Source organism: Mycobacterium arosiense ATCC BAA-1401 = DSM 45069, from assembly GCF_002086125.1.
GTDB classification, from domain to species: Bacteria; Actinomycetota; Actinomycetes; order Mycobacteriales; family Mycobacteriaceae; genus Mycobacterium; species Mycobacterium arosiense.
In genome coordinates this window covers 17,460-30,146 of the sequence record NZ_MVHG01000065.1, presented here as the reverse complement: position 1 = coordinate 30,146, position 12,687 = coordinate 17,460, and the positions used below count along the sequence as shown (strand labels likewise).

Sequence of the window (12,687 nt, the reverse complement as noted above, 5' to 3'; positions counted from 1 at the left end):
GGACGACGACCAACTCCGCCAGATCGCCGACGAACTCAACGACCGCCCACGATTGTGCCTCAAAGACAACACACCGACCCAACTTCTGCGACGATGGGAACGTCGATACACACTTCACTGATTCGCAACGATGACTAGAATCCGCCAGACTGGAACGAAACGATTGACGTGAACATGTCCGGTGTCTGGAAAACCGTCAAAGCCGGCGTGCCGCATCTGCTAGCCGACGGACACGGCGGTTCGATCATCTTGACGAGCTCGACCGGCGGACTGAAAGCCTGCTAGCACTTCGGTCACTACGTGGCCGCCAAACACGGTGTTGTGGGGCTGATGCGAGCCTTCGCTGTCGAACTCGGCCAGCACATGATCCGGGTGAACTCGGTACATCCCACGCATGTGAACACGCCGATGGTCATGAACGAAGCGAGTTACCGGCTGTTCCGGCCCGACCTAGAAAACCCCGTCCCCGCCGATATAGCGCCGGTCTGCCAAACGTTCCACACACTGCCGATCCCGTGGGTGGAACCTCAGGACGTCAGCAATACGGTTTTGTTCCTCGCTTCCGACGAGTCCCGCTATGTCACCGGTGTCACGCTTCCGATCGACGCCGGCAGCTGCCTGAAGTAAGCCAAGCTGGCCTCGCCGCTGATTCGGCTTGCCCTTTACGGCACTAGAAGCTTTAGCGGACTGATGATCTCGACGAGTCATCAGCCAAGTCAAGTCTAATGATGACCCGACTCACACACCTGCCTCAGTCGCGGGAACACGCAGCAACGACTGCGGTTCGTAGTAGTAGAGTCGGATCTCAACTATCTTGCCGTCCACGAGCCTGGACTCTTCGGCGAACAATGTGTAATCCTCGGTCCCGTTGACAGGAAATCCTGCGATCGCGAGCGCCCGATCACCGTCGACTACGAAGTAATGAACCTTGAGCTGCATGACATCGGTTACCTGTAGGACCTTCTCGTAGATGGCCTGCAGCCCCTGCTTGCCGCGGTATTTACCGCCATAGGCCAAGAACGCCGGTTCGTAGATGACGACGTCGTCCGACAAGAAGCCCATCATCGTCTCGATGTCTCCGCGTAGCCCCGCATCGTAGAATTGTTCGACGATCGAACGGCTCTGTGCTGTTTGTGATTCGGTTGCCGTCATTGTCCAATGATCCTCTCTGTATGCGTTCTGCATAGCGCGCCAAATCAGACATGCTCCGCTGCTGGGTGAGAAGTCATTTCACCGACCTCGTTCATTGGGGACCTCGGCGGGACCGATCTCGACCGGAGTGAAACACGCTCGGAATATCCCGCGCGCGAATCCGCCAAGCCCACGGCTGGGCCTCCCAACCGAAACGACTTCGTGCTGCCAGGCAGCAACCACTTGCTTGAGCGGCCCGTACCCGACCCTGTCGCAGGCACGGGGTACGGCATCAACCTCGTGGAAGACTAGATCCCGCTCCCCTATATTGTCAATGCCTTTATAATCTGATCGGCTGGTAGTAACGTCTGTTACAGTATTCGCAGTGCAATCGACTGGATTGCGCCACCGATGGGTGACGGCCATTGCGTTGCGAATATCGCACGAAAACCGCTCCTCGAGGTGCGCTATACGGCGCATCGCTCTCCAAACGATTGATGTCAAGAGTGAAGCATTAAGGATGACAGGATGCATCAGCGTATCGGCAGTCGCGGGTGGTTGGCGACCACTGCGTGCACGATCGGATTGATGTTCGGCACCGCGCCTCTGGGGCACGCGGAACCGCCCGCGGATGCTCCAGCCGATCCATATCCACAGATGGCGCACATAGACTCGTGGTACGACCAGCTCGAGTCAGACAAGTTTTTCATTCCGGACCATCCAGGTGTCTGGTTCTTGTCACCCTCCGGGCTCAACTGTGGCATCTGGACTTGGGGCAGCTTCGGCTGCACCGGTGATATCCCAGGAGCACCCGCGGGTGACAATCACATTGCATGGTTCAACGGGAATCGCGGCGTGCATCACGGCTGGACTGCAGCCATTCAGTTCCCCGCCGGGCAAGCGGCTCAGACGCTTCCGCCCCGCAGCTACGTGACCTATGAGTCGACTACCTGTGCGACCATGCCAACCGGCAATACATATTGCGGGCACGGCGATTTCAAGTTCTTGATTACCCCTTCGGGAACTTGGTTCAAAGGTTGGGACGACAGGCGGTCCTACGTCTGCAATAGTTACCAAACCTGTCCATCGTGAACGTCGAGTTCCCGGCGATGACCTGTCTGCATCCTCGACAACTGCGGTGTCCGCGGTGTGAGTTCACGACCCGCCACCGAGACCGCACCCGCGTAGCGGACTCCTCTTGGCAGGTTTCGCACATGGACGGTCGTGTGTGCCGAATCGTATTGCGGGGCAGCCAGCTGCGCTGTCCGAAGCACAGTGCGCTGTCCAAGGCCACGCCCTTGGCACGACACGGTTACACATACGCCAACCACTCCGACACTCCCTGCCACCAATCCCGGACCGAACGACGAGAAACACACACGTGCCTTCCCACACCGTCTGCGGCGTCGTCGTTTCAGACGCTTAGAGAAGGAGGATAAGTGTTAAGACGGTCGGATACTCCACTTGGCTACGGCATGGTCGACTCGATACTCCGCCGACGCGGGCCGTCGATCGGATCGGTAATGGCAATCGTGACGGTTGTCCCTGCGTGCATCGTGCTGGCACCGGCGGCTGTCGCGGACCAAGTAGCCGCCACCTTCAGAGACGCGGTGGCATCCCTGCGCAGTGGAACGTCATGTGGTCCGCTGCAGGACAACTCGGCTGCCGAGCAAGCAGCCGACATCATCAATCGATCGACCGACGCATACCTGAACCACACCGCAACACACGTCCCAATCTCCGATCCACTGCCCGGGCTCAAGGACCTTGGCTACCCCGGGAACAAGGCGGTCTTGCTGCAAGGTGCCCACAAGAACCCCGCGGACGCGATCAAGGGCGCGTTATTGGAAGGCCACGCCGCGATCCCTGATTGCTCCTACACAGACTTTGGGGTGAGCATGTTTCAAAACGAAACAAGTGGTTACAACTTGACGGCGGCTGTGTTGGCCGGCCCCTAGCTGGCATAGCTGCAATTGATCTTGCTGCGACAAGCTTTTGATGAGTCCGACACATTGGCACTCTTCGGCCCATTGACTCCGACATTGATACATCCAGGAAGGACCAATGATTCGTACCCAGCTTATGACGCTCTCACTGATCGCTGGCGTCTATGCTGTGGCGCCGGCCCCGGTCGCTCGCGCTGAAGATAACGTGACATATGAGGTCGTTTCGGATGTCGTCCCCACGGCAACTGTCGAGTACTTCGACTACTCAGTGCGAAAAGTGCTCAACGCTGTCCCGCTACCTTGGCGAACGGACGTGACGGTGCTTGACGCTCGCAGCCCGTCAACAGATGGTGCGGAAGTTCGTGCCGACTGGCGCCCGCCTGCCTGTGACGGACGGTACTGGTGCCCAGAAGCCTTGCCCAACAAGTGGGTCACAGTTCGAATCTATTTTCAAGGAACGGTCCTCTGCCAAAACACCCTGGATGTGGGCAATGCCGCTTGCTACGGCAGCACCAATTTTAAAAATTGACCGGTGACGACCACCGATTGGCATCGCACGAGAAATTGGCAAGTATTGACCTAGGGATTATCAGATGGAGCGGGCTCTCTGCGGACGGTGATCTTCGCCGAAGCAGGCAACTGGATCAACGGACCCAATAACTCGGGTCCGGCCGCTGCCCGAGGTGATCACGCTTGTTCCGCGGAACCCGGCCTAGCCCAGATGTTTTCAGCGGATAGCTAGCCTACGCCTCCGCGGCGGTGAGTTACCAAGGTTCAGGGTGGCGTGGCTGCGTTCTTCTTTCGATATCGCTGGCAATAGGCTGGAAAACGGGATTGTTCGCTCGGAAATAGGCGTCCGACAACGAGTTTGGCGCTCCGGGCTCGCCGATGTACCGCGCGAATTTGTGCCCTTCGAAACTGGCCGTCGCCCACACCCTTGGCGCAAGCGCGTCGCCAACCGTGAAGAGCTGTGGCACCTTCCCATCCAGCTCCGTCTCCAGCGCGTTAATTGAGACGCGGCCGGTCGACATGATCACGGCATCGACCCCTTCGATCACGCGGTCCTCGTCAGAATAGACGTCCGATACGGTCACCTCGTGATCGCCGATGCACCTGATGTAGGAAGTCGGCGAGATGTTGACTTTGGCTGATCTCAGCCGCTCCATGATCGGGCGGGTTTCTTGGGCACCATGGACCCGTGGCGAGAGAGGCGAGAAAGCCGGCGTCAGGAGCTCGACGTCGGACCCTTCCCGGGCGAGCAGTTCCGCGACGCCGATACCGGCGTGCAGCCCTTCACCGTCGAGCAAGACAACTTTGCCCGACGGCCGAGCCTCGCCAAGGAGGATCTCCTCGGGTACGTAGACGAAATCTCGGTCGAATCCTGGGATCTCGAAATCGCGGTAGCTGCTATGACCGCTCGCGCTATAACGCGCGCCGGTCGCCAAGATCACGGCATCCGGCCGCTCGTGCCAGACGTCCTCCGCCGTCGCCACTGTCTCGAGCCGAATCGCAACCTCGAGCCGCTCGAGCTCTCGGGCCCACCAGTCAACCGCATGGCGGTAGAACTCGCGTCCCGGCAAACGCGTCCAGAGCGCGAACGCCCCGCCAAGCTCGCCACGCGCCTCCACCACGGTGACGTCGTGACCTCTCAACGCGGCCACCCGCGCCGCCTCCAAACCAGCCGGACCCGCACCGACGACGACCACTTTCGAGGGACGTGGCGCCGGCGTCATCGAATCGGCGCCCCACACACGCTCGCGATAGCTCACTGGGTTGATCGCACAGCCCGCCGCGCCCTCATAGACCGCCGCCAGGCACCAATTGCATGCTATGCAGACACGACTCCGCGACTCCTGGCCGTCGAAGGCGTTCTTGACCAGCTCCGGTTCGGCAATCAAAGCACGGGCGGCACCGACCATATCGCAAACACCCGCCGCCAACGCCGCCTCGGCGTCAGCAATCGAGGTCATCCGGCCCAAGACGCTAAGAACTGGGACGTCCCCTGCTGCGCTTCGCACGGCTTCGACGTACGGGCGGTACACCTGCGGCTCCACGAAGACCGACGGCATGCCGAGATGCAGCTGATTGGGCTCGACTGCAATGTCGAGGTCCACATAGTCGATAAGCCCGGACGTAGACACCGTTTTCAAAACCAGGTAGGCGTCTTTGGAGTCGTAGCCTCCCGACAGGAGCTCATCGCAGTTGAGCCGCATCCCCACGGCCATCTTGCTGTCGGCCTCTTCGCGAGCGGCTTCGAGGGACTCGGCCAAGAATCGCATCCGCTTCTCGAGCGAGCCACCATATTCGTCTGTCCGATGGTTGAAATACGGCGAGAGGAACTGCTCGGCAAGCGCACCGTGAGAGGCGTGAACCATAACGCCATCGAAACCCGCCTCACGCAAATTGGCAGTTGACTGCCGAAATGCGTCGAGCATGGCTCGGATTTCGCGGTTTGTCATTTCGCGTGTGGCCACCACTTTTTCGTACGCGCTGAATTGTGCGACAGAGGGGCTGAGTGCCGGAGCGGGAGGGCTGAGCGGTTGCCATTGCCCAGCGGCTCCCCAGAAATACCATGGCTCGCCGAAGATCTTGCCTCCCGCTTCATGTACGGCATCCGCCAGCGCTCGGAACGCCGGAATGTTTTCTCTCGGAAAGGGAGAAGGTTGAAAAGCCCTGCCGCGCAGGTGCATCGTCATGGTCAGCATGATGAGCGAACAGCCGCCCTTCACCCGCGCCACATTGTAATGAATATAGTCGTCAGTGGGTTTGCCAGCTCCTATCGTCAACGGCACAGCGTGCGGCGAAGAATAGAACCGGTTCGTCAGCTCAATCGGACCCAGCTTGATCGGCGTGAAAATATTGGGGTATTTCGGATGCATGCCGTTTCTCACAACCCCCCGACCGCCCCGATGTAGGCCATCAATGCCCTCCCATCTTCACCGGACGGCAGCGTCGTCGAGCGCTCTTAGGCCACGCAGCAGGCGGATTGAGGCGTGCTGCCCGACATTGCCCTCCTCTGCGGACGGATCGAACACATCGGACGTCCGCACGTTGTCGTTCCGTTCGCAGAGAACCCGGATGCGTCGAGGTACCGTCAAACCCCCAACTGCCGCACACAAATATCATATCGTAAATCAAAATATTGTATATCGCCATCACTAATCCGCGCGCCGCCTACAACGTCGGAGATGCTTCACCTCGCCTGTCCGCCTGCCAAGGGCTCACCTGCGCCTCGCCGCGGACGGCGTCGGTACGGCAGAACGCGCGAAGCGAGCGAGACCGCTGCCTACGGCTAGGCGATCTGACCTCTGAACTGCGGGCGATGGGCGGCACGGTGGGGGCGCCGGGCGAGCCGATGATCTTAAAACGTTGCACCCCAACGGCATCGATGCTAACGAACGCCTCAAATAAAGCTGTCTCTAAAAAGCGTTGTAGGTCAGAACTTCGGATAGCGGCTTGCGATAGGCCTTCTTGAAGTCGACCCTCACCGTATACGCGATCGGGAACATCCCTACCTGCGTGTAGCGATCACAGGGGATGCCAAGCAACTCGGCGATCTGCTCCTCACGACGCGAGGCAACCGTTGTCCAGGCCGAGCCGAGACCGCGCTCCCGCAAGGCAAGCAGGAAGCTCCACACCGCCGGCAGGATCGAGCCCCACATCGGGCTCTGCTCCGAAAGGGGCCTGCCGTCGGGGCGTCCGGGCATCAGCGGTATGAGAATCGCGGGCATCTGGTGCAGTTTCTCGGCGAGCGCATAGGCGGATGCGACGATCCGGTCTTCTCCGGGAACTCCGTCGGTCAGTGCCGCGCCGTCCACTGCTCCTTGTCGATAGGCACCCATCGCCGCCTTGTATTCCGCGGCTAGCTGCGCGACCATTTCTCGATCGTCCACGACGATCCACCGCCACTCGTTGCGATTGGTGCCGTTAGGAGCCTGCATCGCGAGTTCGAGGCATTCCTCAAGCACGGCGCGCGGCACCGGCTTTGTCACATCCAGACGCTGCCGCACAGCTCGTGTAGTGGACAACACCTCATCGACCGTGAGATTTAGCTTCATATGCGTAGGCCGCTTTCGTCGTCGGGCTTTGGCTGCGTTGCAGGATATTTCGATGTATTGCCTACCCGGGTCGAAAATATCTTTAGTGATCACCCCGCGCAATGGGGGGCCAAAGTCTGCGACTGGACGCTGCCCTGAGCCGATCCTCGGCTCACGCAACCCCGGCCCGGTGGCCGCGATGCCAACCCTTTGCCTGCACTCCAATGGATTTCGCAGGGGGATGCACCACAGCTAATCCGATACCGCTGCAGGAGCCTGCCGCGTCGTGGCTGTCCTCGTTCGCTTGACTTCCGCGACCGCCGAAGAGCACTGCCCGCATGCCTACGGCCCTCCCGGCAAGCACGGGGCTACCATTGAACCCTGACCGTGTACGGTCGACCGATCATTAGCGGACCGACTCGATGGAATGCCCTTGAAGGATGCGACGACAACCACGGTCGTCAAAAAGGATGCGGCGACGTCGAAGGACCGCCGCCCCAGACGACCGTCGCTGAGCAACGAGGAGTTCCTGGATAAGGCCCTCGACTTGTTTCTGGAACGAGGCTTCGAGCGCACGAGCATTGACGCGATCACAGCCGCCGCGGGCATCGCGAAGCGGACCGTCTACGCACGCTACGGCGACAAGAAAACCCTTTTCAAGGCTGCCCTGCAGCGAGCGATCGAAGAATGGATCGTACCCGTCGAACGCCTCCGCCAGGCCGAATGCGCCACTCTGGAAGAGAGTCTGCTGGCCATCGCCTACATCCTTGTCGAAAACATGCTAAGCCCAAAGGGACTGCGGCTGTTGCGATTGACGAACGCCGAATCCGGTCATATGCCCGAGATCGGCGTCTTCACCGTTCGACAGGGCGAGGATCCGACCATCACGTACCTTGCCGACCTGTTTCGGCGCCACCTCAGCAACGACGCCACGGGCTTCCCTGAAGCCCGGGATGCGGCGCAGGCCTTCCTCGATCTCGTCGTCGGAGGCCCGGCGAACGAAGCGGCGTGGGGTGTGGTGAGTGAGCAGACAGCGATTAACCAACGCACCCGCTACGGCGTGCGTCTGCTGCTTCACGGCCTGCTGGGATCGTCGACGACGAGCGCGGCCGTTAGCGACGCCCGACTCGCGGACGAGAATTTGCGGCTCAAGAAGTTGCTCGCTGAGAGCTTGATCGAACTCGACCAGGCACGGGAACGCCTCGGGTCGGTGGCCGGAGGCGGCAAAACCGCGAAGAAGTAGAACCCGTACATCGGCGGTGGCGGTTCACCGTACGGTGCCCGACTGCGTCGCCGGCACCTCGACCGTTTCTTGCTCAACCACAGTACCGCCAACCATGGGGCCCGGCGCCCGCCTTGGCTGACGGACGGCATACGGATTAGGCAACCATCCGTTCGCGACTTAACGCGCGAAACCCTTCCTAAATGCAGAAATTCCTAGGCAGCACGCCTCACGATCCGGGATGTCGCGATGTTTCGTCTTTGAACCCACGACGAGCCTTGTCGGTTATCGTTGAAACGACTAAGGTGACATAGCACACGACGAGCAGCGTCCGAGAGGAGCCAGCCGCGTTGATCGCCATCGCCTGTAAGCCAACGGCCGGCTGCGGCACGACCGCTTCGAGAGTTTCGGGCCTAAGGCGATCTCACCACCAACGAATGACATCGACCGGACAGCAAGCAAAGGGCTGAACATGCGAGTTGGAATGCATCTGGGTTTCCAAAACCTCAACGGCGTTTCTGATGTCGAGAAGTTCATGCAGGAAACGAAACTGGCCATCGAGGCCGAGGCCATGGGCTTCGATTACGTCGGGCCGGTCGAGCACCACTTCACCGACTACGCAGCATGCCCCGACCCCTTCCAGATGCTGGCCTACGTCGCAGCAAAAACTAAGCACATCAAGCTGATTACCGGCGCGGTCATCTTGCCTTGGAATAATCCACTGCGTGTCGTGGAGCAGGCCCTCGAGCTCGACATCTTGAGCGAGGGACGCCTGATTCTGGGTATGGGGCGCGGGGCAGCACGCCGCGAATTCCGCTCGTTCAATGTGGAACTCGCGGACTCCCGGGAAATGTTCGACGAAGCTGCGCTGATTATCATGGACGGCGTTGAAACCGGCATCGTCGAAGCCGACACGAAATGGTACCAGATCCCGCGCACCGAAGTCCGCCCACGCCCGTTCAAATCGTTCAAAGAACGCACCGTCATGGTGTCGATGTCGCCAACCTCGGTGGAAGTCGCGGCAGACTATGGACTTCAAACCATGCGATTCTCGCAAGGCGATTGGCGGAATGCGATTCCGGAAATCACGCATTACCGGGAGGTTTTCGAGCAGTGTCATGGCCGGACGCCGCCACCGTTCATAATCTCGGATTTCGTCTTGTGCTTTGACGACAAGAACAAAGTCACCGAGTACTGCGACAAGTACTTCAGTCGGATGTTCGAAACGGTAGCCAATCACTACGAGTTTATGAGCCCGCATTTCAAGGAGCTGCCATCTTACTCAACCTACGCCCTCATGGGCGAGATGGCCGAAGCGGCGGGCGGCGCTGACAAAGCTTACCGCGATTACGTCAACGGCAACATGATCGGGACTCCGGAGGCGCTGGTGGACTATCACCTCAACCGCGCCTCGATGGTGGGCGATTATGAAATCCTCGCCAACTTCAGTTTCGGAGGCATGCCTTACGAGCTCGTTTATGAACAGGCCAAGCTATTCGCTGAAAGGGTTCTGCCGAAGCTCAAGGGCTAGTGGCCGCAGGTTAGCGTGAAAGCTTCAAGTGTAGGGGGTTTGGATCATGGACAGCCTGACTGACATTAGATTTGATGCACTCACGGATGAAGATCTGGGTGAGCCCCTGACCTATCCGGTTGATGCCTTTATTTCTCGGGAGTATGCGGCCGCAGAGGCTGAGTCGCTGTGGTCCAAGGTCTGGCTGATGGCCGCCCGCGTGGAAGATATTCCTGAGGTGGGCGACTTCATCACCTTCAACATCGGCGATGAATCCGTCGTCATCATCCGCACTTCACCGGCAACGCTCAAGGCGTACTTCAACGTCTGCCCTCACCGTGGCCGCCAACTGGTCAACACCCCAGATGACGTCAACTGCGTCAGCGGCAAGAAGCGGGCTTTCGTCTGCGGCTTTCATGGCTGGACCTACGACCGTGACGGCAAGAACACTTACATTCTCGACAAGGGAGACTGGAAAGGGGCACTGACCGCCGAGCGCACCTGTCTTTCCGAGGTCAAGGTCGATACCTGGGGCGGCTGGGTCTATATCAACATGGATCCGCAGTGCGAGCCACTGCGAAGCTACTTGGAGCCGGCCGCTGGGATCCTGGATCATTTCGAGTTTGAGAAGATGCGGTACAAATGGCGCCAATGGTGTGTCTATCCGTGTAACTGGAAGACGGCCATTGAGGCCTTTATGGAGCCGTATCACGTAGCCGGAACCCATCCCCAGTTGCTGAAATACGGCCAGTACTACGCGTATAGCAAGCCGTACGGCTTACACGGCGTCAGCGGCTTCGACGAGCGCGATCCCGCCATGAAAACGAGTCAGAGCAGCTCGGTCACCCGGGCGGGCCTGGGTGACCCGCGCGTTTCCACCTACGAGCTGGCCCGGGAAAACTACGAGACAGTCAACTACGCCGGTTCAACCGAAACCCTCGTCAACGCGGCAAAAAGATTGGTCGACGAGCTCCCCGAAGGCACACCGCCGTCAGAAGTCATCCAACACTGGATGGCGTCGGCCAAGGCCGACGATGCCGCACGCGGCGTTATCTGGCCGGAAATCCCGCCGGACGTGATGACCGAGGCGGGACTAGCCTGGAGCCTGTTTCCCAACCAAACCATCTTGCAGGGTGTTACCTTCGCCCTCTGCTACCGCGTCCGCCCCTACGGCGACGATCCCAACAAGTGCATCTTTGAATCCTATGCGCTGGAACGCTTTCCGGAGGGCGCAGAACCGAAGACCGAGTGGATTTATGCGGAGCCAACCGCAGAAAAGTGGGGTTTGGTGCTGGCCCAAGATTTCGCCAATATGGAATGGGTTCAGAAGGGCATGAAGTCCCGTGGTTTCCGTGGACCACAGCCCAACCCGCACCAGGAACAGAAGGTGACGAATTTCCATCGCCACTTGTCGAGATTAATGGGCGTCGGTTCTCCCCGCAGACTGGGGAAGGCAGATCGATAGACCGGTGTCAGCCCTTACCTCGAGCGATATGTTTCGACAGCCCCGACACATTCGGGGCGTCAACGCGACTGACGTTGATCCATCCTTGGTTGGGCCGGGTGCCGGTGCGGGCAAGCAGCACGGTGTGCGTATCACTCCAGAGACTCAGGCACTGAATGATACCGGGCAGTCGAAATTTTCTTGCCGAGAGCACGGGAGAGAGCCCGTGGGTGACCCCGGCCTCCCGCTCGGCGCTGAGGGCGTTGCTTCTGAATCGTTTTCGCTAAACGAAGTTCTCAGCGCGATCGCGGCGATCGCCGCCGGGGATCCGGTCGTCGTCGTAGACGGCGACCACAACTGTGGAGACTTGGTCTTTGCGGCCGAGAGTGCCACGACCCAGCTGATGGCCTTTACGGTGCGGTACACGTCCGGGCTCGTTTGTGTGGCGCTGCCTGGTGAACACTGCGACCGATTGGGGCTGCCGCCGATATCTCCCTGCACTGGAGATGACCCGGCATACCGCGTGACAGTGGACTTACGGGAAAACGGAACCGGGATCTCGGCAGCTGCTCGGGCCCGGACCGCAGTCGCCCTATCCGACCCCGAATCCTCACCGCTCGACTTTGCACGTCCCGGACACGTGCTACCCATAGGGGCTCGACCGGGAGGTGTGCTCGAGCGGGCAGGTCACGCGGAGGCAGCGCTTGATCTCGTTCGGCTTGCGGGTCGGCGACTCGCGGCGGTGTTGTGCACGATCATGTCGGAGCGGATCTCGGGCGAGACGGCAGACTGCGCAGAACTGCTTGGTTTCGCGGAACAGCATGGGCTGCAAGTTATTTCAATCAAGGCGCTAAAAGATTATCGGCGCCGGACCGATCCTCAGGTGCAATGTGTTGGCACCCAAACCGCCACAACGGCGGATGGCGATCTGCATGTGCTCGCGTTTCGTAGCCTGTATGGTGACGGATCACATCTTGCCTTCATGGCCGGCGCTATCCGTCCCGGAATACCCGTATATGTCCACACAGAGTGCTTGAACGGCGACGTCGTGGGACTCACGACTTGCGCATGTCGAAGTGACCTGCGAAAGCACTTGGCTGCATTCGTCAGGTCGGGAGAAGGCGTCGTTGTCTACATCCGTCGCGACGGTCAGCCGTGGACATGCGATCACTTCAAACAGTTGAGTCGATGCGAACGCGGCATCAACGATGAAGTTGCCGCCGAAATCCTTTCGGAGCTCAGTGTGACGTCCCTACGGCTACTCAACGACGACCACGACCTAGGACAAGTGCTACGCAGCTTCGGAATGTACGTGAACGAATCATGTTGAAGGGAACTGATATGGCGAGATCGATCGAAGTACTGCCACTCGCCCCTACCCCCACGGGTCATTCCGG

9 protein-coding genes and 1 pseudogene are annotated in these 12,687 nt (G+C 59.8%); 7 read left to right on the top strand and 3 right to left on the bottom strand.

Features of this window, described 5'->3' with window-relative positions; all coding sequences use genetic code 11:
* Positions 1-147: 147 nt before the first annotated feature.
* Positions 148-627, top strand: a pseudogene (locus tag BST14_RS20455) (SDR family oxidoreductase); the annotation flags it as partial.
* 111 nt (positions 628-738) lie between these two features.
* Here BST14_RS20455 and BST14_RS20450 read toward each other — a convergent pair.
* On the bottom strand, positions 739-1,152 hold the full coding sequence (locus BST14_RS20450; RefSeq protein ID WP_158085908.1) for a nuclear transport factor 2 family protein: 414 nt from the start codon (positions 1,150-1,152) through the stop codon (positions 739-741).
* Between the two features lie 1,502 nt (positions 1,153-2,654).
* Here BST14_RS20450 and BST14_RS20445 point away from each other — a divergent pair.
* Both BST14_RS20445 and BST14_RS20440 read left to right on the top strand, forming a co-directional pair.
* Positions 2,655-3,089 carry a hypothetical protein gene (locus BST14_RS20445; protein WP_083066202.1) on the top strand — a complete coding sequence of 145 codons (435 nt, stop codon included), beginning with the start codon at positions 2,655-2,657 and terminating at the stop codon, positions 3,087-3,089.
* 124 nt (positions 3,090-3,213) lie between these two features.
* Positions 3,214-3,606 (top strand): hypothetical protein, encoded by a 393-nt coding sequence (locus BST14_RS20440; RefSeq protein WP_083066207.1) that lies wholly within the window; start codon positions 3,214-3,216, stop codon positions 3,604-3,606.
* Positions 3,607-3,841: 235 nt separating this feature from the next.
* Here BST14_RS20440 and BST14_RS20435 read toward each other — a convergent pair whose 3' ends face one another.
* Together BST14_RS20435 and BST14_RS20430 are read right to left on the bottom strand one after the other, a co-directional pair.
* A complete protein-coding gene (locus BST14_RS20435) occupies positions 3,842-5,956 on the bottom strand; it encodes an oxidoreductase (RefSeq protein WP_142279517.1) in 2,115 nt (704 codons plus the stop codon).
* A 540-nt stretch (positions 5,957-6,496) separates the two neighbouring features.
* Positions 6,497-7,135, bottom strand: coding sequence for a nitroreductase family protein (locus BST14_RS20430; RefSeq protein WP_083066200.1), 639 nt, complete (start codon positions 7,133-7,135; stop codon positions 6,497-6,499).
* A gap of 412 nt (positions 7,136-7,547) precedes the next feature.
* On the opposite strand from BST14_RS20430, the gene BST14_RS20425 reads away from it, so the two are divergent.
* From BST14_RS20425 to BST14_RS20410, 4 genes are all read left to right on the top strand, one after another.
* Positions 7,548-8,357, top strand: coding sequence for a TetR/AcrR family transcriptional regulator (locus BST14_RS20425; protein ID WP_245845571.1), 810 nt, complete (start codon positions 7,548-7,550; stop codon positions 8,355-8,357).
* A gap of 463 nt (positions 8,358-8,820) precedes the next feature.
* On the top strand, positions 8,821-9,867 hold the full coding sequence (locus BST14_RS20420) for an LLM class flavin-dependent oxidoreductase (protein ID WP_245845569.1): 1,047 nt from the start codon (positions 8,821-8,823) through the stop codon (positions 9,865-9,867).
* 46 nt (positions 9,868-9,913) lie between these two features.
* The gene (locus BST14_RS20415) at positions 9,914-11,311 is read left to right on the top strand and encodes an aromatic ring-hydroxylating oxygenase subunit alpha (protein WP_083066197.1); all 1,398 of its coding nucleotides are present in this window, start codon (positions 9,914-9,916) and stop codon (positions 11,309-11,311) included.
* Between the two features lie 28 nt (positions 11,312-11,339).
* Complete coding sequence (locus BST14_RS20410; protein WP_083066196.1) at positions 11,340-12,620, top strand: 3,4-dihydroxy-2-butanone-4-phosphate synthase; 1,281 nt, start codon at positions 11,340-11,342, stop codon at positions 12,618-12,620.
* The last annotated feature ends 67 nt before the right edge of the window (positions 12,621-12,687 follow it).

What these genes read in the sequence shown, in the direction of transcription:
- BST14_RS20420 (WP_245845569.1), top strand. Translation starts at nt 8,821, where the DNA reads ATGCATCTGGGTTTCCAAAACCTCAACGGCGTTTCTGATGTCGAGAAG.
- BST14_RS20410 (WP_083066196.1), top strand. Translation starts at nt 11,340, where the DNA reads ATGTTTCGACAGCCCCGACACATTCGGGGCGTCAACGCGACTGACGTT.
- BST14_RS20440 (WP_083066207.1), top strand. Translation starts at nt 3,214, where the DNA reads ATGACGCTCTCACTGATCGCTGGCGTCTATGCTGTGGCGCCGGCCCCG.
- BST14_RS20435 (WP_142279517.1), bottom strand. Translation starts at nt 5,956, where the DNA reads ATGCATCCGAAATACCCCAATATTTTCACGCCGATCAAGCTGGGTCCG.
- BST14_RS20415 (WP_083066197.1), top strand. Translation starts at nt 9,914, where the DNA reads ATGGACAGCCTGACTGACATTAGATTTGATGCACTCACGGATGAAGAT.
- BST14_RS20450 (WP_158085908.1), bottom strand. Translation starts at nt 1,152, where the DNA reads ATGACGGCAACCGAATCACAAACAGCACAGAGCCGTTCGATCGTCGAA.
- BST14_RS20445 (WP_083066202.1), top strand. Translation starts at nt 2,655, where the DNA reads ATGGCAATCGTGACGGTTGTCCCTGCGTGCATCGTGCTGGCACCGGCG.
- BST14_RS20430 (WP_083066200.1), bottom strand. Translation starts at nt 7,135, where the DNA reads ATGAAGCTAAATCTCACGGTCGATGAGGTGTTGTCCACTACACGAGCT.